17 protein-coding genes and 1 tRNA gene are annotated in these 23,888 nt (G+C 67.7%); 17 read left to right on the top strand and 1 reads right to left on the bottom strand.

Features of this window, described 5'->3' with window-relative positions; translation table 11 throughout:
* The first annotated feature begins 9 nt into the window (after positions 1-9).
* On the top strand, positions 10-2,127 hold the full coding sequence (locus AB0B90_RS02275; protein ID WP_350943247.1) for an AAA family ATPase: 2,118 nt from the start codon (positions 10-12) through the stop codon (positions 2,125-2,127).
* Between the two features lie 26 nt (positions 2,128-2,153).
* Positions 2,154-4,163, top strand: coding sequence for an NB-ARC domain-containing protein (locus AB0B90_RS02270; RefSeq protein ID WP_350943249.1), 2,010 nt, complete (start codon positions 2,154-2,156; stop codon positions 4,161-4,163).
* A gap of 184 nt (positions 4,164-4,347) precedes the next feature.
* Here the strand turns inward: AB0B90_RS02270 and AB0B90_RS02265 are convergent, their stop codons facing one another.
* Positions 4,348-5,553 carry a pyridoxal phosphate-dependent aminotransferase gene (locus tag AB0B90_RS02265; protein ID WP_350943251.1) on the bottom strand — a complete coding sequence of 402 codons (1,206 nt, stop codon included), beginning with the start codon at positions 5,551-5,553 and terminating at the stop codon, positions 4,348-4,350.
* A 253-nt stretch (positions 5,554-5,806) separates the two neighbouring features.
* On the opposite strand from AB0B90_RS02265, the gene AB0B90_RS02260 reads away from it, so the two are divergent.
* The 15 genes from AB0B90_RS02260 to fusA all read left to right on the top strand — a co-directional run bounded on the left by AB0B90_RS02260 (position 5,807) and on the right by fusA (position 23,724).
* Positions 5,807-5,879, top strand: a tRNA-Trp gene (locus AB0B90_RS02260).
* 75 nt (positions 5,880-5,954) lie between these two features.
* Positions 5,955-6,203, top strand: a complete 249-nt coding sequence (gene secE / locus AB0B90_RS02255; RefSeq protein WP_329089906.1) for a preprotein translocase subunit SecE — start codon at positions 5,955-5,957, stop codon at positions 6,201-6,203.
* Between the two features lie 72 nt (positions 6,204-6,275).
* Entirely contained in the window at positions 6,276-7,064 is a 789-nt protein-coding gene (gene nusG, locus AB0B90_RS02250; protein ID WP_350943252.1) for a transcription termination/antitermination protein NusG, read from the top strand.
* A 148-nt stretch (positions 7,065-7,212) separates the two neighbouring features.
* Positions 7,213-7,644 (top strand): 50S ribosomal protein L11, encoded by a 432-nt coding sequence (rplK, locus tag AB0B90_RS02245; RefSeq protein ID WP_350943253.1) that lies wholly within the window; start codon positions 7,213-7,215, stop codon positions 7,642-7,644.
* A gap of 176 nt (positions 7,645-7,820) precedes the next feature.
* Positions 7,821-8,534: a 50S ribosomal protein L1 gene (gene rplA / locus AB0B90_RS02240; protein ID WP_350943254.1), complete on the top strand. Its 714-nt coding sequence runs from the start codon at positions 7,821-7,823 to the stop codon at positions 8,532-8,534.
* A 156-nt stretch (positions 8,535-8,690) separates the two neighbouring features.
* Positions 8,691-9,521, top strand: a complete 831-nt coding sequence (locus AB0B90_RS02235) for an LppX_LprAFG lipoprotein (protein ID WP_350943255.1) — start codon at positions 8,691-8,693, stop codon at positions 9,519-9,521.
* A gap of 420 nt (positions 9,522-9,941) precedes the next feature.
* Positions 9,942-10,466: a 50S ribosomal protein L10 gene (gene rplJ, locus AB0B90_RS02230; RefSeq protein WP_350943256.1), complete on the top strand. Its 525-nt coding sequence runs from the start codon at positions 9,942-9,944 to the stop codon at positions 10,464-10,466.
* 84 nt (positions 10,467-10,550) lie between these two features.
* Positions 10,551-10,937: a 50S ribosomal protein L7/L12 gene (gene rplL, locus AB0B90_RS02225; protein WP_350943257.1), complete on the top strand. Its 387-nt coding sequence runs from the start codon at positions 10,551-10,553 to the stop codon at positions 10,935-10,937.
* 418 nt (positions 10,938-11,355) lie between these two features.
* On the top strand, positions 11,356-11,814 hold the full coding sequence (locus AB0B90_RS02220; RefSeq protein ID WP_362920307.1) for a hypothetical protein: 459 nt from the start codon (positions 11,356-11,358) through the stop codon (positions 11,812-11,814).
* Positions 11,811-12,335 (top strand): hypothetical protein, encoded by a 525-nt coding sequence (locus AB0B90_RS02215; protein ID WP_350943259.1) that lies wholly within the window; start codon positions 11,811-11,813, stop codon positions 12,333-12,335. Before AB0B90_RS02220 ends, AB0B90_RS02215 begins: the two co-directional genes overlap by 4 nt.
* 443 nt (positions 12,336-12,778) lie before the next feature.
* Positions 12,779-16,246, top strand: a complete 3,468-nt coding sequence (gene rpoB / locus AB0B90_RS02210) for a DNA-directed RNA polymerase subunit beta (protein ID WP_350943260.1) — start codon at positions 12,779-12,781, stop codon at positions 16,244-16,246.
* A gap of 27 nt (positions 16,247-16,273) precedes the next feature.
* Positions 16,274-20,161 (top strand): DNA-directed RNA polymerase subunit beta', encoded by a 3,888-nt coding sequence (locus tag AB0B90_RS02205; RefSeq protein WP_350943261.1) that lies wholly within the window; start codon positions 16,274-16,276, stop codon positions 20,159-20,161.
* A gap of 582 nt (positions 20,162-20,743) precedes the next feature.
* On the top strand, positions 20,744-21,115 hold the full coding sequence (gene rpsL, locus AB0B90_RS02200; RefSeq protein WP_012887826.1) for a 30S ribosomal protein S12: 372 nt from the start codon (positions 20,744-20,746) through the stop codon (positions 21,113-21,115).
* Positions 21,116-21,117: 2 nt separating this feature from the next.
* Positions 21,118-21,588: a 30S ribosomal protein S7 gene (gene rpsG / locus AB0B90_RS02195; protein ID WP_350943262.1), complete on the top strand. Its 471-nt coding sequence runs from the start codon at positions 21,118-21,120 to the stop codon at positions 21,586-21,588.
* A gap of 36 nt (positions 21,589-21,624) precedes the next feature.
* The gene (fusA, locus tag AB0B90_RS02190) at positions 21,625-23,724 is read left to right on the top strand and encodes an elongation factor G (RefSeq protein ID WP_350943264.1); all 2,100 of its coding nucleotides are present in this window, start codon (positions 21,625-21,627) and stop codon (positions 23,722-23,724) included.
* Positions 23,725-23,888: the final 164 nt, after the last annotated feature.

The raw sequence follows: 23,888 nt of genomic DNA, 5'->3' as shown, positions 1-23,888 counted from the left end.
GGGGCTGCCATGGAAGCGGATGTCTTCGTCGGCAGGGAGACAGAACTCGCAGACGTATCCGCACTGCTCGAAAGGGTCCGGCACGTCACGTTGACCGGCCCCGCGGGGGTCGGGAAGACCTGTCTCGCCCTGCGGCTCGCCCGCACCCTCGAACCCGCGTTCCCCGGCGGCGTCCACATCGTGGAGCTGTCGGAGGCGCCCGCCGACCTCGACTCCCTGACCGAGACGCTCGCGGACGCGATCGGTGCCCGCCGCGGGCCGGGCACCCCCACGCTGCGGGCCCTGGTGGACGAGTTCCTCACGCGCCGGACCCTGCTCGTCCTCGACACCTGTGACCGCGTCGTCGGCGCGACGGGCATCCTGGTCGGCCTGCTGCTGCGCTCGGTCGAGGGACTGCGCGTCCTGACCACCAGCAGACAGCGGCTCGGCCTGCCCGGCGAGCACCTTTACCCGGTCGGCGGCCTGCCGGACGCCGACGCCGTCCAGCTGATCACCGCCCTCGCCGGTGGCAGGTTCGGCGGCACGGATCCGGCCGAGCTCTGCAAGCGCCTCGACAACCTGCCGCTCGCGATCCGGCTCGCCGTGGCCGAGGGCACCCCCGGCGGTCTCGGCACCCTCGACGTGCTCGCCGCCACCCTCGACGGCCGCCCGATCTCCACCGCGGGGATCACCGCCTTCGACGGTCACGTCACCTCGCCGGACGAGCTCGCCGCGTCCCTCGAAGGCCGTACGGTCCCCGCGGCCGAACGCGAGATCCACGCCGTCGGATTCGGCGCCGCCCCGCCCGCGCGGGCCGCCGCTCCCCGGCGGCACAGCTCCATGCGCGTCGCCCTCGGCTGGAGCCACGAACTGTGCACCCCCGCCGAACGCCTGCTGTGGGCGCGGGCCTCGGTCTTCGCGGGCACCTTCGACATCGAGGCCGCCGAGGAGGTCTGCGCCGGCGGCGCCCTCGCGGCCAAGGACGTCCTCGACGGGCTGCTCGGCCTGCTCGACAAATCGGTCCTCGTCCGCGAGGAGGGCGAGGGCGGGGTCCGCTATCGCCTGCTCAACACCGTCCGCGAGTTCGGGGTGGTCTGGCTCGACCGGCTCGGCGAGACCGACGAGATCCAGCGCCGCCACCGCGACCACTTCCTCGCCCTGTCCGCCCGCGCCGAGATGAGCTGGCAGGGCCGCCAGCTCGAGTGGTACCGCAGGCTGGTCCTCGAATGCGGCAACATGCGTGGCGCCATCGAATACTGCTACTCCCGGCCGCCGGAATACCGCAGGGGACTCGACCTCGTCGGCAACCTGTGGTTCCTGTGGGCGTGCTGCGGCATGCAGGCACCCGGTGACGACCTCCTCCAGCGCGGCCTCGACCTCGATCACACCCCCAGCCCCGAACGGGTCAAGGCGCTCTGGGTGCACGCCTGGGTCTCGATCCAGCGCGGTGACCTCGAACGCGCCGAACGCATCCTCACCGAATGCGCCGCCGAGGACGCCGACGGCTACGCCACGGCCTACGTCAGCCAGTTCCAGGCCCACCTGGCCGTGGTCAAGGGCGATGTGGTCGAGGCCCTGAGGCTCATCAAGCACGCCAGGGTGCGCCACCGCTCAACCGGCAACGTCTTCCCGGGCTTCCTGCCCACCTACACCGTGGTCGCCACCGCGATGATGCTCGCCGACCACCATGAGCAGGCCGTCTCCGTCCTGCGCGAGGGACGCGAGCTCTGCGAGTCCTGCGGCGACTACTGGACCCTCATCCGCCTGGACCTCCTCCTGGCCCAGGCCGAGCACTCCCTGGGCAACACCGTCTCCGCGCTCGACTCCGCCTGCGGCTCCCTGCGCGGGGCCCGCCTGTTCGGCGACAGCATCTCCCTGATGGAGGCACTGGAGGTGTTCGTCGTGATCGCCGAGGCGTGCTCCGACGACACCTTCGCCGCCACCATGTTCGGAGCCTCCCGCGCCGCGTGGCGGAGCGCCGACGTGCCGCCCAGCCGTTCACCCGTGATCGCGACGCAGCTGCGCACGGCCGAGCTGAGGCTGCGCGGGCGCATGGGCAGGACGGAGTTCGAGCGGCTGGAGGCGCGGGGAAGTTCGATCAACCTGCGCGACGCCGTGGAACACGCACTCCAGGGGGAGCTTTCTTGACGCGCTGCGGCAACCTGCCGGCCGAGATGAACAGTTTCGTCGGCCGCACCACCGAGCTCGACGAGATCGCGAAACTCCTCACCAGGACACGCCTGCTCACCCTGCGCGGCCCCGGGGGCGTCGGCAAGACGCGTCTGGCCCTGCGGGCCGCGAGGAACGTCCGTGACGACTACCCCGACGGCGTCTGGGTGGCCGAGCTCTCCGCCGAGACCGACGGCGACCTGCTCATCCACGGCGTCGCCGGACTTTTCGGCCTGCACACCCCGGCCGAACGTCCCGCGCTGGACTCCCTCGTCGAGCATCTCGTCGACCGGCGGCTCCTCATCGTCCTCGACACCTGCGAGCACCTGGTCGACTCCTGCGCCGCCCTGGTCGTGGCCCTCCTGACCGGCGCGCCCGACGTTCAGATCATCGTGACCAGCCGCCAGGAGCTCGGCCTGCCGCTGGAGGTCGTCATGCTCGTCGAACCCTTCCCCGTCCCCCCGCCCGAGACCGCCGATCTCGCGGACCACGACGCGCCGAGCCTCTTCCTCGACCGCGCCAGGGCCGTGGCCCCCGGATTCCGTACGGACGAGCGGGCCATGATGGCCGTCGCCAGGCTCTGCCGCAGGCTCGACGGCATGCCGCTCGCCATCGAGCTGGCCGCCAGCCAGATGCGCGGCCTGTCGGCGACCCAGCTCGCCGACCAGCTCGACGTCCACTTCAAGCCGCTGACCGACGGCGAGGGACTCCCCGTCCGCCACCACACGCTCCGCACCGCCGCCGGCTGGAGCCACGAGCTGTGCACCCCCGCCGAACGTCTGCTCTGGGCCCGCCTGTCGGTCTTTCCCGCGGCGTTCGACGCCGAGGCGGCGCGTGGCGTGTGCGAGGACGAGCGCCTGCCCGACGTCCCCGGCGCACTCGCCGCGCTCGTGGCCAAATCCGTCGTCGCGCGCGTGGGTGACCGCTACCGCCTGCTCGACACCATCAGGGACTACGGGCGCGACTGGCTCGACGAGCTGGGCGAAGGCGCCCTGATGATCCGCAGGCATCGCGATCACTACCTGTCCACCGCCCGGCGCATGGACGCCGAATGGTACGGCCCCCGCCAGCTCGAATGGACCTGCTGGGCGCACCGGGAACTGCCCGACATCCGCGCGGCCCTCGACCGCTGTCTCGGCGCGGGCGACCACCGCGGCGCTCTGGAGCTGGCAGGAGCCCTGTGGGTGCTCTGGTGCCGGCTGGGGTTCGTCAGGGAGGGCCGCCACTATCTCGGCCGCGCCCTGTCCGCCGTCCCCGCCCCCGACAGGGCGAGGTCCAGGCCGCTGTGGGTCGTCGCCCATCTCGCGCTCATCCAGGGCGACATGTCCCTGGCGCGCGACCGGGCGGAGGAGGCCGTCGAGAGCGCCCAGCGGTACGGTGACGGCGACGCCGAGGCACACGCCCTTCTCGCCCTCGCGCAAACCCGCCTGTTCACCGGAGACCTGGATCGAGAGGACGCGCGGGCGTACGCGCTGCGCGTGGCCGACGGACTGGGCCCCACCTCGCAGGGAACGTTCTTCCTGCCCTCCTTCCTCGCCCTGGCCGCCACCTTCCGCGGCGACTTCGACGAGGCGGTGAGGATCCTGCGCGAGGCGCGTCCGGGCCACGAGGCGCGAGGGGAGCTGTCACAGCGCGCCACGGACGACTACGTCCTCTCCCTCGCCCTTTTCGGCCGGGGTGACCTCGCGGAGGCCTCAGCGGCGGCCAGGGCCTCCCTGGAGGCCAAACGACGGCTGCGGGACACGGTCGGCAGCGCTCTCGCCATCGACCAGCTCGCCAGGATCGCCGCCACCGAGGGCGACGGCGGACGCGCGGCCTGGCTCCTGGGGGCCGCGCAACGTATCCGGACCACCTTCGGGCCCCCCGGCGCCGGGGCCCACACCATGGCCGCGCTCCGCGAGGCCGCCGGTGCCCGCGCCACGTGCCTGATCGGCGAGACCGCCTACGCGCGGGCCTTCGACGAGGGCTCGGCCGCCCACCTCGAGGCCGCCGTGGCCTACGCCCTGCGGGACTGAGCCCCGCCCGGCGCGTACGGAGGGCGGGTTCGACCGGCGGGGGAGCCGTCCTGATCGGCGGTCCCCGCGGGAAACCCCGCACCCGGCGGGGAACCGGTCACGCTCGGCGGGCCCGGCAGGGAGGCCGTCCTGATCGGCGGGCCCTGCCGGGGACCTGGCGCGCCGGGCGGTCAGGCCGTCGCGTTCAGCCGGCCTGGCCGAGGAACTTGGCGAGGCGGCTCACGCCCTCGACGAGGTCGTCGTCGCCGAGCGCGTAGGACAGGCGGAAGTATCCCGGGGTGCCGAAGGCCTCACCGGGGACGACCGCCACCTCGGCCTCCTCCAGGACGATCTCGGCCAGCTCGGCGGAGGTCGCCGGGCGCCTGCCGCCGAACTCCTTGCCCAGGAGCGCCTTGACCGAGGGATAGGCGTAGAACGCGCCCAGCGGCTCGGGGCAGACCACGCCCGGGATCTCGTTGAGCATCCTGACGATGGTCCGGCGGCGCCGGTCGAAGGCGGCGCGCATCTCCGCCACCGCCGACAGGTCGCCGGTGACGGCGGCCAGCGCGGCGGCCTGGGCGACGTTGGAGACGTTGGAGGTGGCGTGCGACTGCAGGTTGGTGGCGGCCTTGACGACGTCCTTGGGACCGATCAGCCAGCCCACGCGCCAGCCGGTCATCGCGTAGGTCTTGGCGACGCCGTTCAGGACCACCACCTTGTCGCCCAGCTCCGGGACCACGGTGGCGATGCTCGCGAACGTCGCGTCGCCGTACGTGAGGTGCTCGTAGATCTCGTCCGTGACGACCCACAGATCGTGCTCGGCGGCCCAGCGGCCGATCTCCGCGACCTGCTCGGGGGTGTACACCGCGCCGGTCGGGTTGGACGGGGAGACGAAGAGCAGGACCTTGGTGCGGTCGGTGCGCGCCGCCTCCAGCTGCTCCACGCTCGCCAGGTAGCCGGTGGTCTCGTCGGTCACCACGTCGACCTGGACGCCGCCGGCGAGCTTGATCGCCTCGGGGTAGGTCGTCCAGTACGGGGCCACGACCAGGACCTCGTCACCCGGGTCGAGCAGGGTGGCGAACGCCTCGTAGACGGCCTGCTTGCCACCGTTGGTGATCAGGACCTGGGCCGCGTCCACCCGGTAGCCGGAGTCGCGGAGCGTCTTGTCGGCGACGGCCTGCTTCAGTTCGGGAAGGCCACCGGCCGGGGTGTACTTGTGGAACCTGGGGTTCCTGCACGCCTCGACGGCCGCCTCGACGATGTAGCCGGGGGTCGCGAAGTCCGGCTCACCGGCGCCGAAGCCGATGACCGGGCGGCCCGCCGCCTTCATTGCCTTGGCCTTGGCGTCCACGGCGAGCGTGGCGGACTCGGAGATCGCGGAGATGCGCGCTGAGATGCGAGGACGGGTCATACCTCCATGGTTACAGACCTGTGCCGATGTTTCCGCCGCGTATCCACCATGCGGACGTCTTCCCGGGAGCCGCCTGAGCATCGGCGACGGCTTCTGAGCTGGACGATCGCCCGTCGGCGTCCTCCGGTTCGACGTGGTGGCCATTCACCCGTAGACTCCGGCATGGTCTTTCCGCCGTATGCGTGAACCGGCGGTCAAGACCGTGAGCCACGGACAAACTTCGGTCCAACCGATGTATGGTGGTTCATGTCTTAGGGCACTAGCGCAATTGGTAGCGCACCGGTCTCCAAAACCGGCGGTTGGGGGTTCGAGTCCCTCGTGCCCTGCTAGGAGCGGTCCGCGCATCAGGCGTCCAGCGCGCCGCTTATGTGCGTTGGACTCGATGGATTCAGGTGAGGACTGTGGCGATCGACACGCGCGGCGAAACCGCAGACAAGCCGAGCGGTGAGAAGAAGACCAAGCGCACTTCTCCCGCCCTTTTCTACCGGCAGGTAGTCGCCGAGCTGCGTAAGGTCATCTGGCCTACGCGCAAAGACCTTATTTCGTACACCATCATCGTCCTGGTCTTCGTTCTGATCATGGTCGGGATCGTGTCGGCTTTGGACGCGCTGTTCACCGAGGGCGTGCTGAGAATCTTCGGCGGAGCCTGAGCCGCGGTCTCCGGCGGGCGGATAGCCTCGCCGATGAGTCCACAAGCCATCGAAGAAAAGAGATAGAGCACCGTGTCCGAGTCTGCACAGTCGGCCGGCGAGCCCCGCGAAGAGCGCGAGGACGAGCTGGAGAAGGCCGTCGACGTCACCGAGGATTCGCTTGACGAGTCCGACGGGCGGGATGTCGACGCCGAGACCGACACCGACGCCGAGGGTGAGGCCGAGCAGGCCCCGGTCGGCGCCGTCGACGAGGACGGTGACGTCCTTCCCGACGTCGACCCGGTCGAGGAGTTCAAGCGGCACCTGCGGAGCCTGTTCGGCGAGTGGTACGTCATCCACTCCTACGCCGGTTACGAGAACCGCGTGAAGTCGAACATCGAGACCCGCACGCAGTCCCTCAACATGGAGGACTACATCTTCCAGGTCGAGGTGCCCACCCACCACGTGACCGAGATCAAGAGCGGCAAGCGCCAGCTGGTCAAGGAGCGGGTGCTGCCCGGATACGTCCTGGTCCGGATGGAGCTCACCGACGAGTCCTGGTCCGCGGTGCGTAACACCCCCGGTGTGACCGGTTTCGTGGGCCTCTCCAACAAGCCGAGCCCGCTGAGCCTCGAAGAGGTCGCCAAGCTGCTCGCGCCGGAGCCCTCGGAAGAGGTGAAGAAGTCCACCGCGAAGGCCTCCGCCGCGACGGTCGACTTCGAGGTCGGCGAGTCCGTCACCGTCATGGACGGCCCGTTCGCCACGCTGCCCGCCACGGTGAGCGAGATCAGCGCCGAGTCGCAGAAGCTCAAGGTGCTCGTGTCGATCTTCGGTCGTGAGACCCCGGTCGAGCTCTCGTTCAACCAGGTCTCGAAAATCTAAACCGGTCGCGTAGACTTCACCAGTCTGCCCCGCGGTCGCGGGGATGGTTCCTTCTTCACTCCGGCCGAAATTCAGCCGCCGGAGTGGGCCCCGCCTGCGCGGGGCCGGCAGGAACATCGTTCAGAGAAGCAAGGACCCGGAGAGAAGCATGCCTCCTAAGAAGAAGCTCGCAGCCTTGGTCAAGGTCCAGCTCCCCGCTGGCCAGGCCACGCCCGCGCCGCCGGTCGGTACCGCCCTCGGCCCGCACGGCGTCAACATCATGGAATTCGTGAAGCAGTACAACGCTGCCACCGAGGCCCAGCGCGGCAACATCATCCCCGTTGAGATCACCATCTACGAGGACCGCACCTTCACCTTCATCACGAAGACGCCCCCGGCGCCTGAGCTGATCAAGAAGGCCGCCGGTGTCGCCAAGGGTTCGGCCGTCCCGCAGAAGGACAAGGTGGGCAAGCTCACCAAGGAGCAGCTGCGCCAGATCGCCGAGACCAAGATGCAGGACCTCAACGCCAACGACATCGCGGCGGCCGAGAAGATCATCGCCGGCACCGCCCGGTCGATGGGCATCACGATCACCGACTAGCCGAAACGGCTGACCGGGCCCTGCGGGCACGAGCGCGAGAGCATGATCCGCGCGACCGTCGAGGGGCCGAACAGCGGGCGGAGCACGAGCGACGTCCGGCAGGAAAATTTCGAAGTAAGTGGAGGGGCCAGGCGCTGGCCCGCACCACGAACACTCGGATCCACAGGAGTGATCACATGAAGCGCAGCAAGGGATTCCGCGCCGCGGCGGCGCAGGTCGACCGCGAGACCCTGTACACCCCGGCGCAGGCGGCCAAGCTGGCCAAGGACACCAACGTCGCCAAGTTCGACGCCACCGTCGAGGTGGCCCTGCGGCTGGGCGTCGACCCTCGCAAGGCCGACCAGATGGTCCGCGGCACCGTCAACCTCCCGCACGGCACCGGCAAGACCGCCCGGGTCCTGGTCTTCGCGACCGGTGACCGTGCCGAGGAGGCCCGCGCCGCGGGCGCCGACATCGTCGGTGCCGACGAGCTGATCGACGAGGTCGCCAAGGGCCGCCTCGACTTCGACGCCGTCGTCGCCACCCCGGACCTCATGGGCAAGGTCGGTCGTCTGGGCCGCGTGCTCGGCCCCCGTGGCCTGATGCCGAACCCCAAGACCGGCACCGTGACCCCGGCCGTCGGCAAGGCCGTCACCGACATCAAGGGCGGCAAGATCGAGTTCCGTGTCGACCGGCACGCGAACCTGCACTTCATCATCGGCAAGGTGTCCTTCGGCGAGCGCCAGCTCATCGAGAACTACGCCGCCGCCCTCGAAGAGGTGCTGCGTCTCAAGCCGTCCGCGGCGAAGGGACGCTACGTCAAGAAGGTCGTCTTCTCCACGTCGATGGGCCCCGGCATCCAGGTCGACCCCAACCAGACGCGGGCGCTGACCGCCGAGCTCGACGCCTGATGGCAGCCTGATAGCAGACGTCTTCTGAGGAAGGCCTCAACCGAATGGCCATTCGGTTGAGGCCTTTCTTCGTTCTCCCGGACGACGCGCCCGGCTTTGCCGACGCGTAGTGTCGTTGTCATGGATCACCGGGGGAACGAAAGGGTGGAGACGAAAATGCGCCGATTGGCTCCCACAGTCGCACTGGGAGCGGCCGCGCTCATCGCGGTCGCGGGATGCGGTGCGCAGGGCACCGGCTCCCTCGGAAACGTCAAACTCGCCGCGGCGGACGCGGTGCAGCAGAGTGCTCAGAAGGCCGAGGAGGTCACCTCCTACTCCGCGGACGTGGTTCTCGACGCCACCGGTGGGGAGAAGGGGGCGGGCAAGGTCCAGGGCAGCATGCTCTACCAGAGCAAGCCCCAGCTGGCGACGGACATCAGGCTCGACACGATCACCTTCGGCGGTCAGAACGTGCCCGGCGGAGCACGGGCCATCCTGTCGGGTGACACGGTCTACGTGAAGTCCGAGCTCATCAACAGGGTCGCCGGCACCAGCAAGCCGTGGACCAAGGTGTCGCTCAGCGAGCTCGACGCCAAGGGGCAGTCCGAGATCAGGAAGTTCATGGACCAGGCGCAGCAGTTCGACCTGGCGGGCACCGTGAAGCTGCTGACCGCGTCCAAGGACGTCAAGGCGGTCGGCACCGAGACGGTCGGTGGGGTCGACACGACCCACTACAGCGGCACCTTCCCGGTCGCCGAGGCCGCCCAGCTGATCGACCCGGCCAAGCGTGAGAAGCTTCAGGAGCAGCTCTCGCAGGCCAAGGACGTGAAGTTCGACCTCTGGGCCGACGCCCAGAGCCTGCCCCGCAAGGTCACGCTCAGCGGCTCCGAGAAGGACGCGTCGTTCAACCTGACGGCGCTCTTCAAGGGGTTCAACGAGCCCGTGGAGATCACGGCCCCGCCCGCCGACCAGGTGGGTGACCTGCCCGAGCACCGCGGCGGAAACTGACGTTTCCCGGAAGTCCACGCCCTCGGCCCACCGGCCGGGGGCGTGAGCCTTTTCCGTGCCCCTTTGCCGGGGAGGGCTCCTCCCGGGCGTCCCGGCCTGTTCTCGGCGCCCGTGGCGGGACAGGCTCCGGGGACGACGCCGGGAGGGGGCAAAAGCGTGTTTTTCCGGCTTACCGCGCTGAGGTGGCGCCGAGTTGGCATTCGTGGCGTCAGCGCGTAAGCTGTCAACGCCGAAGACCGCCGGTCGTCGTCAAGCCGCATGGCTTGATGACTTAAGGATCCACGTCAGTGGACGGCCCGCGTAGGTTGTGATGTGAGTTTTCATCTGGACTAACCTCCTTATGTGAGCCCCGTGCGCCTGCGCCGGGGCTTGTTCGCTTTTCTGGGCCCTTGCCCCGGCGGCACATCTGGAAGGAGGCCCATGGCGAAGGCAGAAAAGGCAACGGCTGTCGCTGAGCTGAAGAGCAGCTTCGACGGCTCCAATGCTGCCGTTCTGACCGAATACCGCGGTCTCACCGTCGCCCAGCTCAAGCAGCTGCGCGTTTCTCTCGGTGAGAATGCGAAGTTCGCCGTGGTGAAGAACACGCTGACCAAGATCGCGGCCACTGAGGCCGGGTTCAACCAGCTCAACGACCTGCTCGCGGGTCCGTCGGCGATCGCGTTCGTCAACGGCGACGTGGTCGAGGCTGCCAAGAGTCTGCGTGACTTCGCCAAGGCCAATCCCCTCCTGGTCATCAAGGGCGGTGTCGTCGACGGCAGGTCGATGACGCCGGACGAGATCAGCAAGCTTGCCGACCTTGAGTCGCGCGAGGTTCTCCTCGCGAAGCTGGCCGGTGCCCTGAAGGCGAAGCAGGGCCACGCGGCCGCCGTCTTCAATGCGCTGCCCACCAACATGGCTCAGCTGGCCGAGGCCCTGCGCGCCAAGCGCGAAGGCGCCGGCGAGTAGGTCCGCGCAGGCGGTCACAGGGGATTAACGCAAACCGCGGTCCCGACTTTCTTTAGTAGTTCAGATCCGTATGGAGGAACCATCATGGCGAAGCTCAGCACCGACGAGCTGCTCGACGCTTTCAAGGAGATGACTCTTCTTGAGCTGTCCGACTTCGTGAAGCTCTTCGAGGAGACCTTCGACGTCAAGGCCGCTGCCCCCGTCGCCGTCGCCGCCGCCGCCCCCGGTGCGGCCGCCGTCGAAGAGGTCGAGGAGCAGGACGAGTTCGAGGTCGTCCTCGAGGCCGCCGGCGACAAGAAGATCCAGGTCATCAAGGAGATCCGCGCCCTGACGAGCCTGGGCCTCAAGGAGGCCAAGGACCTCGTTGACGGCGCTCCCAAGTCCGTCTTCGACGGCAAGGTCAACAAGGAGCAGGCCGAGAAGGCCAAGGCCGCCCTTGAGGGCGCCGGCGCCTCGGTGACCGTCAAGTAGTTCGTTTCATCGAGAAGAGCGGGTCCACCTGGTGCCGGTGGCCCGCTCTTCTCGTGTTTCCGCCCCCCCGCGACCCGTGCCCGGGCCCCGGGTGGGAGGGGCGGGCGGCGGCCGGCCGGGATGCGCGTCGACGGCGGGGGAGGGCCATCCTCACCGGGCCGGACGCCTCGTCGTCTCGGGGCCGGGGTGAATGGGTGGGCGAAATGGCCCGGGGCATGTGGGCGAAGGCCGTTATGCGGATCTGCGCGGCGGGTTATGATCCGGCGATCGGGGAGCGCACCGTCCGGCGCGGTGCGACGGTCGCGCTCACCGGCCCGCGTTCCGCAGACCGTGCGATGGGAGAGAACGCATGGCAGTGCACGCCACTCGTTCCCGTCGCTCACGCCGCTCCCGTCGCCCTCTCAGGATCCTGGGGCCGATGCTGGGAGTTTTGATCGTGGTGCTGCTCGTCGCCGCGTTCTGGATCGGTGCCGCCCTGCGCGACGCCCAGACGGCCGCTGACGACCGGCAGGCCGCGTTGAGGGCGGCGGGGGCCCACGCCCTGCATCTGCTCTCCGTCGGCTACCGGAGCGTCGACGAGGACATCGAACGCATCCTCGACACCTCCACGGGTGTGGCCAGGGCCGAGTACGCCAGGACCGCCGCGGAGCTCAAGAGGAGCACGGTGAAGGACAAGATCCTCCAGACGGGTGCGCTGCGGGCCTCGGGGCTGGTCTCGTTGAAGGGGAGCACGGCCCAGGTGATGGTGGTGGGCGACGCGGTGATCCGGCGGGACGGGGGCAAGGACGCCCCGCAGGAGCGGTTCTACCGGTGGAACATGGAAGTGACCAAGGTCGGGGGATCGTGGCTCGTGTCCCAGGCGGAGCTGGTGCTGTGAGACATGCCTCCCGGCTGGCGATCGGACTCATGGTCGCCGTCGCGCTCGCGCTCGCGGCGGCCGTCTGGATCATGTTCACCGACCTGAGCCGGCTGCGCGCGGACGAGACGGCGGGCCGGGAGGCGCTCGCCGCGGCCCGTTCGGTCGCCCCCGACATGCTGTCGTATGACTATCGTACGATCGAACAGGATTTCGCAAGAGCGAGCGAATACACCGTCGGGGCGCTCAGTCTGCACTACCGGCAGCTGGCCAGGAGCATCGCTCCACAGGCCAGGAGACAGAAGACGGTGCAGCAGGCCACGGTGACCGGGGCCGGGGTCGAGTCGGTGGAGTCGGGAGGTTCCGGCCGGGTCGAGGTGCTGCTCTTCATGAGCATGAGCACGGTCAGGACCCCCGAGGGGGAGAAGGAGCCACGCCGGGTCGTCAGCCAGAACCGGGCCAGATTCATCATGATCAAAAAGGATTCCCGATGGCTGGTCTCGGAGCTGTCCACCCTGCTCGGAGACCCTCCGCCCCCCTGATCGGCGCGTCGCTTTATTCAATTGTTAGTAAAGCCTTGGTTTGGGGTGGGTTGGCGGTTGGGTACACCGGCCATGGCAGCGTCGATCGTCGGTCGATCCATCGGCCGGTGTTCGATCCGCCGCGTGACTCAGCGTCAGCCACACCAGGTCGGGCATTGTCTCCGCTGTGGTGGTGTACGCAGGTCGCTCGGTGGGAAAACTCCCAGGGTCTCGGCTGTTTCCCTGTCGAAATGTCGGCTCCCGGGCTTGACGTTTCGGCTCTGACGGGCGATGCTGCGACCAACGTGGAGCTTGCAGCGAGACTGAAGTGGACAGGTGTATGCCGTTCGGCTACACTGCCCCTTTGCGCTGCCCTTTGACGACCCGCTTCTTTTGGTGCTCTGATGCATGGTCGTCTGGCGTGCGTGTAGTCAGTCCGCCGCGAGCCCTCGGAAGGACATCTGTTGGCAGCCTCGCGCAACGCCTCCGCCGTACCCGCCGGTCCCCGTCGTGTGTCTTTCGCACGAATTCAGGAGCCGCTAGAAGTTCCTGACCTTCTCGCTCTTCAGACCGAGTCCTTCGACTGGTTGCTCGGCAACGAGAAGTGGAAGGGGCGGGTCGAGGCGGCTCGCCAGGCCGGGCGCAAGGACGTTCCGGCCCAGTCGGGCCTCGAAGAGATCTTTGAGGAGATCAGTCCCATCGAGGACTTCTCCGGGACCATGTCCCTGTCGTTCCGCGATCACCGGTTCGAGCCGCCCAAGTACTCAGTCGATGAGTGCAAAGACAAGGACATGACCTACTCCGCCCCGATGTTCGTCACGGCGGAGTTCATCAATAACACCACTGGTGAGATCAAGAGCCAGACCGTGTTCATGGGCGACTTCCCGCTCATGACCGGTAAGGGCACGTTCATCATCAACGGCACCGAGCGTGTCGTCGTCTCCCAGCTGGTCCGGTCCCCGGGCGTCTACTTCGACCGCAGTGTCGACAAGACCTCGGACAAGGACCTCTACGGATGCAAGGTGATCCCTTCGCGGGGCGCCTGGCTCGAGTTCGAGATCGACAAGCGCGACAGCGTCGGTGTCCGCATCGACCGCAAGCGCAAGCAGGCCGTCACCGTGCTGCTCAAGGCGCTCGGCTGGACCAGCGACCAGATCCTTGAGCGTTTCGGTCAGTACGAGTCGATGCGCGCCACCCTGGAGAAGGACCACACGGCCGGCCAGGACGACGCTCTGCTCGACATCTACCGCAAGCTGCGCCCGGGCGAGCCCCCGACCAAGGAGTCGGCGCAGACGCTGCTGGAGAACCTGTACTTCAACTCCAAGCGCTACGACCTCGCCAAGGTCGGCCGATACAAGATCAACAAGAAGCTCGGGGTCGACAGCGAGATCACCCAGGGCACGCTCGCCGAGGACGACATCGTCGCCACCATCGAATACATCGTCCGGCTCCACGCCGGCGAGACGGAGATGCCCGGCGCGAACGGTCCGATCGTCGTCGAGACCGACGACATCGACCACTTCGGCAACCGCCGTCTCCGTACGGTGGGCGAGCTCATCCAGAACCAGGTCCGCCTGGGCCTGGCCCGCATGGAGCGCGTCGTCCGCGAGCGGATGACGACCCAGGACGTCGAGGCGATCACGCCGCAGACCCTGATCAACATTCGCCCGGTCGTGGCGTCGATCAAGGAGTTCTTCGGCACCTCCCAGCTGTCCCAGTTCATGGACCAGACCAACCCCCTCGCCGGACTGACGCACAAGCGTCGTCTGTCCGCGCTGGGCCCCGGTGGTCTGTCCCGTGAGCGGGCCGGTTTCGAGGTCCGTGACGTTCACCCGTCGCACTACGGTCGCATGTGCCCGATCGAGACGCCGGAAGGACCGAACATCGGTCTGATCGGCTCGCTGGCCTCCTTCGGCCGGGTCAACTCCTTCGGGTTCGTCGAGACCCCCTACCGCAAGGTCGTCGACGGCCGGGTCACCGACCAGGTCGACTACCTGACCGCGGACGAGGAGGACCGGCACGTCATCGCCCAGGCGAACACGCCCATCGGTTCCGACGGAACGTTCCTCGAGTCGCGCGTGCTCGTCCGCAGGAAGGGCGGGGAGTTCGAGTCCCTGCGCGCCACCGAGGTCGACTACATGGACGTCTCGGCACGCCAGATGGTGTCCGTGGCGACCGCGATGATCCCGTTCCTGGAGCACGACGACGCCAACCGCGCGCTCATGGGCTCCAACATGCAGCGCCAGTCGGTGCCGCTGCTCAAGAGCGAGGCGCCGCTGGTCGGCACCGGCATGGAATACCGTGCCGCGACCGACGCCGGCGACGTCATCACCGCCGACAAGGCGGGCGTGGTCGAGGAGGTCTCCGCCGACTACGTCACGGTGATGAACGACGACGGCACCCGTACGACCTACCGGGTCGCCAAGTTCAAGCGTTCCAACCAGGGCACCTGCTTCAACCAGAAGCCGATCGTCGCCGAAGGCGACCGGATCGAGGTGAACCAGGTCGTCGCCGACGGTCCCTGCACCGACGAGGGCGAGATGGCCCTGGGCAAGAACCTCCTCGTGGCGTTCATGCCGTGGGAGGGCCACAACTACGAGGACGCGATCATCCTCTCCCAGCGTCTGGTGCAGGACGACGTCCTGTCCTCGATCCACATCGAGGAGCACGAGGTCGACGCCCGTGACACCAAGCTGGGCCCCGAGGAGATCACCCGGGACATCCCGAACGTCTCCGAGGAGGTCCTGGCCGACCTCGACGAGCGCGGCATCATCCGCATCGGCGCCGAGGTCGTCCCCGGCGACATCCTTGTCGGAAAGGTCACGCCCAAGGGCGAGACCGAGCTGACCCCCGAGGAGCGCCTGCTGCGCGCGATCTTCGGTGAGAAGGCCCGCGAGGTCCGTGACACCTCACTGAAGGTGCCGCACGGTGAGCAGGGCAAGGTCATCGGGGTGCGCGTGTTCAGCCGCGAGGAGGGCGACGAGCTCCCCCCCGGCGTCAACGAGCTGGTCCGCGTCTACGTGGCCCAGAAGCGTAAGATCACCGACGGCGACAAGCTGGCCGGCCGGCACGGCAACAAGGGCGTCATCTCCAAGATCCTCCCGGTCGAGGACATGCCGTTCCTTGAGGACGGCACGGCCGTCGACATCATCCTCAACCCCCTGGGCGTGCCCGGCCGAATGAACGTCGGCCAGGTGCTGGAGACCCACCTCGGGTGGATCGCCGCCAGAGGATGGGACATCAGCGGCATCCAGGAGGCGTGGGCCGAGCGGCTGCGCGACAAGGGCTTCGCCGAGGTCGACCCGCGCACCAACATGGCCACGCCGGTGTTCGACGGTGCCAACGAGGAAGAGATCATCGGTCTGCTCGACAACACCCTGGTCAACAGGGACGGCGGGCGGATGGTCGGCGCGAACGGAAAGGCCCAGCTGTTCGACGGCCGTTCCGGGGAGCCGTTCCCGCACCCGATCTCGGTCGGCTACATCTACATCCTGAAGCTGCTCCACCTGGTCGACGACAAGATCCACGCTCGCTCGACCGGTCCGTACTCCATGATCACCCAGCAGCCGCTCGGCGGTAAGGCCCAGTTCGGTGGCCAGCGCTTCGGTGAGATGGAGGTCTGGGCGCTGGAGGCGTACGGTGCCGCCTACGCCCTGCAGGAGCTGCTCACCATCAAGTCCGACGACGTCCTCGGCCGCGTGAAGGTCTACGAGGCGATCGTCAAGGGCGAGAACATTCCCGAGCCGGGCATCCCGGAGTCGTTCAAGGTGCTCATCAAGGAAATGCAGTCGCTGTGCCTGAACGTCGAGGTGCTCTCCAGCGACGGCATGTCCATCGAGATGCGCGACACCGACGAGGACGTCTTCCGCGCCGCGGAAGAGCTCGGCATCGACCTGTCCCGGCGTGAGCCGAGCAGCGTCGAAGAGGTCTGATCTAGAAGCTGAGGAGGGGATTACATAGTGCTCGACGTCAACTTCTTCGACGAGCTTCGGATCGGCCTCGCGACCGCCGACGATATCCGCCAGTGGTCGCACGGCGAGGTGAAGAAGCCGGAGACCATCAACTACCGGACGCTCAAGCCCGAGAAGGACGGACTCTTCTGCGAGAAGATCTTCGGTCCGACTCGCGACTGGGAGTGCTACTGCGGTAAGTACAAGCGCGTCCGCTTCAAGGGCATCATCTGTGAGCGCTGTGGCGTCGAGGTGACCCGCGCCAAGGTGCGTCGTGAGCGGATGGGCCACATCGAGCTGGCCGCGCCCGTCACGCACATCTGGTACTTCAAGGGTGTCCCGTCCCGGCTGGGATACCTGCTCGACCTGGCCCCGAAGGACCTTGAGAAGGTCATCTACTTCGCGGCCTACATGATCACGCACGTCGACAAGGAAATGCGCGAGCGTGACCTGCCGTCGCTGGAGGCGAAGATCTCCGTCGAGCGGCAGCACATCGAGCAGCGTCGTGACGCCGACATCGAGGCTCGCCAGCGCAAGCTGGAGAGCGACCTGGCCGAGCTTGAGGCCGCGGGCGCCAAGGGCGACCAGCGCCGCAAGGTCCGGGAGGGCGCCGAGCGTGAGATGCGGCAGCTGCGCGACCGGGCCCAGCGCGAGCTGGACCGGCTGGACGAGGTCTGGAGCCGCTTCAAGAACCTCAAGGTCCAGGACCTTGAGGGCGACGAGCTGCTCTACCGCGAGATGCGCGACCGTTTCGGCCGCTACTTCCGCGGCGGCATGGGCGCCCAGGCGATCCAGGAGCGTCTGACCAACTTCGACCTCGCTCTTGAGGCCGAGAACCTGCGCGAGACGATCCGCAGCGGCAAGGGCCAGAAGAAGGCCCGCGCACTCAAGCGTCTCAAGGTCGTGTCGGCGTTCCTGAACACCCGCAACTCGCCCAACGGGATGGTCCTCGACTGCATCCCGGTCATCCCGCCGGACCTGCGCCCGATGGTGCAGCTCGACGGTGGCCGGTTCGCGACCTCGGACCTGAACGACCTGTACCGCCGGGTGATCAACCGGAACAACCGCCTCAAGCGACTTCTCGACCTCGGCGCCCCCGAGATCATCGTGAACAACGAGAAGCGGATGCTCCAGGAGGCCGTCGACGCGCTGTTCGACAACGGCCGCCGTGGCCGCCCGGTCACCGGTCCCGGCAACCGCCCCCTGAAGTCCCTCAGCGACATGCTGAAGGGCAAGCAGGGCCGGTTCCGCCAGAACCTGCTGGGCAAGCGAGTCGACTACTCCGGCCGTTCGGTCATCGTCGTCGGCCCGCAGCTGAAGCTGCACCAGTGCGGTCTGCCCAAGCAGATGGCCCTGGAGCTCTTCAAGCCGTTCGTGATGAAGCGCCTGGTCGACCTGAACCACGCGCAGAACATCAAGTCGGCCAAGCGGATGGTCGAGCGTGCCCGGCCGGTCGTGTGGGACGTCCTCGAAGAGGTCATCACCGAGCACCCCGTGCTGCTCAACCGCGCGCCGACCCTGCACCGCCTGGGCATCCAGGCCTTCGAGCCGCAGCTGGTCGAGGGCAAGGCCATCCAGATCCACCCGCTCGTCTGCACCGCGTTCAACGCGGACTTCGACGGTGACCAGATGGCCGTGCACCTGCCGCTGTCGGCCGAGGCGCAGGCCGAGGCCCGCATCCTGATGCTGTCGACGAACAACATCCTCAAGCCGGCCGACGGCAAGCCCGTGACCATGCCCACCCAGGACATGATCATCGGTCTTTACTCGCTGACCACGCTCAAGGACGAGGACGAGAACGGTGTCGGCAAGGGCCGGGTCTTCGGCTCGGTGTCGGAGGCGCTCATGGCCTTCGACCGCCGCGAGCTGGACATCCAGTCGCTGATCCAGATCCGGATGAAGGGAGACGTCCCGCCGCCCCGCGGCTGGGCCGCTCCCGAGGGCTGGGAGGCGGGTGACAGCTACCGCCTGGAGACCACCCTGGGTCGTTGCCTGTTCAACCAGACCCTGCCGGCGAACTACCCGTACGTGAACTCGCAGGTCGGCAAGAAGCAGCTCTCGGTCATCGTGAACGAGCTCGCCGAGAAGTACCCCAAGGTCGAGGTCGCCGCGGCGCTCGACGCCCTCAAGGACGCCGGTTTCTACTGGGCGACCAGGGCCGGTGTGACGATCTCCATCGAGGACGTCATCGCGCCGCCGAACAAGGCCGACATCATGGAGACGTACGAGCGCAGGGCCGACAAGGTCCAGCGTGAGTACGAGCGCGGTCTGATCACGGACGAGGAGCGCCGTCAGGAGCTCATCGAGATCTGGACGCACGCGACCAGTGACGTGACCGACGACATGCAGAAGGCGTTCCCGAAGACCAACCCGGTCTGGATGATGGTCCAGTCGGGCGCCCGAGGAAACCTGATGCAGGTCCGGCAGATCTCCGGCATCCGTGGCCTGGTGTCCAACACCAAGGGTGAGACGATCCCGCGTCCGATCAAGGCCTCGTTCCGCGAGGGTCTGTCGGTGCTGGAGTACTTCATCTCCACCCACGGTCAGCGGAAGGGTCTGGCGGACACCGCGCTGCGGACCGCCGACTCGGGTTACCTGACCCGTCGTCTGGTTGACGTCGCGCAGGACGTCATCGTCCGCGAGATCGACTGCGGCACCGACCGTGGCGTCCCGCTGCACGTGGCCGACCGCGACGCCCAGGGCAACCTGGTCAAGGCGGAGAACGCCGAGAGCAACGTGCACGGCCGCATCCTCGCCGAGGACGTGGAGGTGGACGGCAAGATCATCGCGCCGATGGGTGTCGACATCAACGACATCCACGTCACCGCGCTGGTCGAGGCCGGGGTGGAGACCGTCAGGACCCGCAGCGCCCTCGTCTGCGAGGCCAAGATCGGTGTCTGCGCCACCTGCTACGGCCGTTCGCTCGCGACCGGCAAGCTCGTGGACGTCGGCGAGGCGGTCGGCATCATCGCCGCCCAGTCGATCGGCGAGCCCGGCACCCAGCTGACGATGCGGACCTTCCACACCGGTGGTGTGGCGGGCGCCGACATCACCCACGGTCTGCCCCGTGTGCAGGAGCTCTTCGAGGCGCGCGTCCCCAAGGGCGTCGCCCCGATCAGCGAGGCCGAGGGCCGGGTCCGCATCGACGAGACCGACAAGACCCGGAAGATCGTGATCGTCCCGGACGACGGTTCCGAGGAGGTCGCGTACCCCGTGTCGATGCGGTCGCGCATGCTCGTCTCCGACGGGCAGCGCGTCACGGTCGGCCAGCAGCTGATCGCCGGTGCGGTCAACCCCAACGAGGTGCTGCGCATCCTCGGCCCCCGGGCCGTGCAGCTGCACCTTGTGGCGGAGGTCCAGCAGGTGTACCGCTCGCAGGGTGTGTCGATCCACGACAAGCACATCGAGATCATCGTGCGGCAGATGCTCAAGCGCGTGAACGTGCTGGAGTCCGGCGACGCCGACATGCTGCCCGGTGAGCTCGTCGAGCGGCCGCGCTTCGAGCGGATCAACCGCGAGTGCGTGGCGGAGGGCGGCACGCCGGCCTCCGGACGCCCGGTGCTGATGGGCATCACCAAGGCCTCGCTCGCCACCGAGTCCTGGCTGTCCGCGGCGTCCTTCCAGGAGACGACCCGAGTGCTCACCGACGCGGCGATCCACGCCAAGTCGGACTCGCTGCTCGGTCTCAAGGAGAACGTCATCATCGGAAAGCTCATCCCGGCCGGTACGGGCATGCCCCAGTACCGCAACATCCGGGTCGAGCCCACCGAGGAGGCGAAGGCCGCCATGTACACCGTCGGCGGCTACGACGGCTCCGCGGCCGACTACACCTTCGGTTCGGGCTCCGGCGAGGCCGTGCCGCTGGAGGAGTACGACTTCGGTCAGTACAACCGCTGAACGGCACGACCGCTGAGCGGTCGCTGACGGCAGAGTGGTCGCAGACGGCGCCCGGTCCCCTTCAAGGGGGCCGGGCGCCGTCGCTTTCCCTCCGGTACCGTCGCCTTTCCTGCCCGCTGACCCGATAGCTGGGGATGTGGACCTTTCTTGACCGGAATGTTGCGGCGAAAGCCACACGTTAATGCGGAGAACGGCCGGAGAAGTGCTTCGCGCCGGGTAAACTCGACACGGACCCGGAAGCGGTCGGTCGGAAACCGATCGCGGGAGTCATGACACGAACGCCGACGCCTGGCGAGTGCAGCCGTTTTGACGTGTTGCGTTGGGCTGGGTAGTCTTTCCCTTCGTGCCCATGTCTTCATGGGTCTTCATGCGTGCGCGTCGCCAGTTTCCCGATGAGGGGTCGGCAGAGGCGCCGTATGGCCTCCTCCACCGGACCGGCCTTAACCGGGATGTGGCGCGAAACTTACGCGACACGCCCGACCGCGTGGGTCGGAGGGGATGAAAGAACCGCAGGTCATGACACCGGCAGCACCTGCAAAATGCACCACATTCGAATTACCGGCTAGCACGAACGGAGACGCGGTGCCCACGATTCAGCAGCTGGTCCGCAAGGGCCGCCAGGACAAGGTCACAAAGACCAAGACTCCGGCGCTCAAGGCCAGCCCTCAGCGACGCGGCACCTGCATGCGCGTTTACACCACGACCCCGAAGAAGCCGAACTCCGCGCTCCGCAAGGTCGCGCGTGTCCGGCTCACCAACGGCATCGAGGTCACGGCCTACATCCCCGGTGTCGGCCACAACCTCCAGGAGCACTCCATCGTGCTCGTCCGTGGTGGCCGTGTGAAGGACCTGCCGGGTGTTCGCTACAAGATCATCCGCGGCTCGCTCGACACCCAGGGTGTCCGTAACCGCAAGCAGGCCCGTAGCCGTTACGGCGCGAAGAAGGAGAAGTAAGAATGCCTCGCAAGGGTTCTCCTGGCCGTCGTCAGCTCATGGCTGACCCGGTTCACAACTCGCCCCTGGTCACCGCGCTCATCAACAAGGTGCTCCTGGACGGCAAGCGCTCCATCGCCCAGTCCATCGTGTACGGCGCTCTCGAAGGCGCCAAGGAGAAGACCGGCAACGACCCGGTCGTCACCCTGAAGCGCGCGCTGGACAACGTCAAGCCCACCCTTGAGGTCCGCAGCCGCCGTGTCGGTGGCGCGACCTACCAGGTCCCGGTCGAGGTGCGCGCGACGCGTAGCACCACCCTGGCCCTGCGCTGGCTGGTGCAGTACTCCCGCGCCCGCCGCGAGAAGACCATGACCGAGCGCCTCATGAACGAACTGCTCGACGCCAGCAACGGCCTCGGCGCAAGCGTCAAGAAGCGCGAGGACACCCACAAGATGGCCGAGTCCAACAAGGCCTTCGCCCACTACCGCTGGTAACAGCGGGTTCGACGAGACGACGAGGACGCGAGAGAAGTGGCCACCACGACCGCTCTTGACCTGGCCAAGGTCCGTAATATCGGGATCATGGCCCACATCGACGCGGGCAAGACCACGACGACCGAACGCATCCTGTTCTACACCGGTATCAACTACAAGATCGGTGAGGTCCACGAGGGCGCAGCCACGATGGACTGGATGGAGCAGGAGCAGGAGCGTGGTATCACCATCACCTCCGCTGCCACGACCTGCGAATGGCTCGGCCACACGATCAACATCATCGACACGCCGGGCCACGTGGACTTCACGATCGAGGTGGAGCGCTCGCTCCGCGTCCTCGACGGTGCCGTCGCCGTGTTCGACGGCGTCGCCGGTGTCGAGCCGCAGTCCGAGACGGTCTGGCGTCAGGCCGACCGCTACGAAGTGCCCCGGATCTGCTTCGTCAACAAGCTGGACCGGGTCGGCGCGGAGTTCCACCGCTGCGTCGACATGATGATCAGCCGCCTGAACGCGACCCCCGCGGTGCTTCAGCTTCCCTGGGGCGTCGAGGCCGACTTCAAGGGCGTCATCGACCTGGTCAAGATGAAGGGTCTGCTCTGGAGCGCCGAGGCGGCCAAGGGCGAGATGTACGAGGTCGTCGACATCCCGGCCGAGCACGCCGAGGCCGCTCGCGAGTGGCGTGACAAGCTCATCGAGACGGTCTCCGAGAACGACGACGAGTTGATGGAGCTCTTCCTGGAGGGCGTCGAGCCCACCGAGGAGCAGCTGGTCGCGGCCATCCGCCGCGCGACGCTGGCCAGCGCCATCAACCCGGTCCTGACCGGCACCGCGTTCAAGAACAAGGGCATTCAGCCCCTGCTCGACGCGATCGTCGCCTACCTTCCCGCCCCGATCGACATCCCGGCCTTCAAGGGCCACGCGGTCGGCAAGGAAGACGAGGTCATCGAGCGTCACGCGGACGTGAACGAGCCGTTCTCCGCGCTCGCCTTCAAGATCATGAGCGACCAGCACCTCGGCCGCCTCACCTACATCCGCATCTACTCGGGCACGCTCGAGACCGGCACCGCGGTGACCAACTCGGTGAAGGGCCGCAAGGAGCGGATCGGCAAGATCTACCAGATGCACGCCAACAAGCGCGAAGAGCGCGCGTCGGCCGTGGCCGGTCAGATCGTCGCCGTGATGGGTCTGAAGGACACCACCACCGGTGACACCCTGTCGGACCCGGCTCACCCCGTGGTCCTGGAGTCGATGAACTTCCCGGCGCCGGTCATCAGCGTCGCCATCGAGCCCAAGACCAAGGGTGACCAGGAGAAGCTGGGCACCGCGATCCAGCGTCTGGCCGAGGAGGACCCGTCCTTCCAGGTCCGTCGTGACGACGAGACCGGGCAGACGGTCATCTGGGGTATGGGCGAGCTCCACCTGGAGATCCTCGTCGACCGGATGCGCCGCGAGTTCAAGGTCGAGGCCAACATCGGCCGGCCTCAGGTGGCCTACCGGGAGACCATCCGCCGCAAGGTGGAGAAGGTCGACTACGTCCACAAGAAGCAGACCGGTGGTTCCGGCCAGTTCGCCAAGGTCATCATCGACATTGAGCCGCTGGGCGAGGGCAACGACGGTTACGAGTTCTCGAACAAGGTCTCCGGTGGCCGCATCCCGAGGGAGTACATCCCCTCGGTCGACGCGGGCGCCCAGGAGGCGGCCGAGTTCGGTGTTCTCGCCGGATACCCCATGGTCGGGGTCAAGGTCACCCTGCAGGACGGTGCCTACCACGAGGTGGACTCGTCCGAAATGGCCTTCAAGATCGCTGGCTCGATGGCCTTCAAGGAGGCCGCGCGCAAGGCGGACGCCGTAATCCTGGAGCCGATGATGGCCGTTGAGGTCACCACGCCCGAGGACTACATGGGTGATGTCATCGGTGACCTCAACGGTCGCCGCGGGCAGATCCAGGCGATGGACGAGCGCTCCGGCGCCCGGATCATCAAGGCGCTCGTGCCGCTCTCTGAGATGTTCGGCTACGTGGGAGACCTCCGTAGCAAGACGCAGGGGCGTGCGAGCTACAGCATGCAATTCGACTCCTACGCCGAAGTGCCCGCGCACATCGCCAAGGAGATCGTCGCGAAGGTGCGGGGCGAGTAAGTCCAGCACCATTCCGGGTGCGGGTAACGAGGAGATCGTCACCCCGCCACCGGAGGGGTGCGGGGCGAGTAAGTCCAGCACCATTCCGGGTGTGGGAGGCGAGGAGATCGTCACCCCGCTACCGGAGGGGTGCGGGGCGAGCAGGCCCCAGCGCTGTTCCGGGT

Origin of the sequence: Streptosporangium sp. NPDC049078, from assembly GCF_040648855.1 — a bacterium.
GTDB lineage: Bacteria > Actinomycetota > Actinomycetes > Streptosporangiales > Streptosporangiaceae > Streptosporangium.
This window is presented reverse-complemented; position numbering and strand designations above follow the sequence as displayed.

What these genes read in the sequence shown, in the direction of transcription:
- AB0B90_RS02275 (WP_350943247.1), top strand. Translation starts at nt 10, where the DNA reads ATGGAAGCGGATGTCTTCGTCGGCAGGGAGACAGAACTCGCAGACGTA.
- AB0B90_RS02270 (WP_350943249.1), top strand. Translation starts at nt 2,154, where the DNA reads ATGAACAGTTTCGTCGGCCGCACCACCGAGCTCGACGAGATCGCGAAA.
- AB0B90_RS02265 (WP_350943251.1), bottom strand. Translation starts at nt 5,553, where the DNA reads ATGACCCGTCCTCGCATCTCAGCGCGCATCTCCGCGATCTCCGAGTCC.
- rplK (WP_350943253.1), top strand. Translation starts at nt 7,213, where the DNA reads ATGCCTCCTAAGAAGAAGCTCGCAGCCTTGGTCAAGGTCCAGCTCCCC.
- rplA (WP_350943254.1), top strand. Translation starts at nt 7,821, where the DNA reads ATGAAGCGCAGCAAGGGATTCCGCGCCGCGGCGGCGCAGGTCGACCGC.
- AB0B90_RS02235 (WP_350943255.1), top strand. Translation starts at nt 8,691, where the DNA reads ATGCGCCGATTGGCTCCCACAGTCGCACTGGGAGCGGCCGCGCTCATC.
- rplJ (WP_350943256.1), top strand. Translation starts at nt 9,942, where the DNA reads ATGGCGAAGGCAGAAAAGGCAACGGCTGTCGCTGAGCTGAAGAGCAGC.
- rplL (WP_350943257.1), top strand. Translation starts at nt 10,551, where the DNA reads ATGGCGAAGCTCAGCACCGACGAGCTGCTCGACGCTTTCAAGGAGATG.
- AB0B90_RS02220 (WP_362920307.1), top strand. Translation starts at nt 11,356, where the DNA reads ATGCTGGGAGTTTTGATCGTGGTGCTGCTCGTCGCCGCGTTCTGGATC.
- rpsG (WP_350943262.1), top strand. Translation starts at nt 21,118, where the DNA reads ATGCCTCGCAAGGGTTCTCCTGGCCGTCGTCAGCTCATGGCTGACCCG.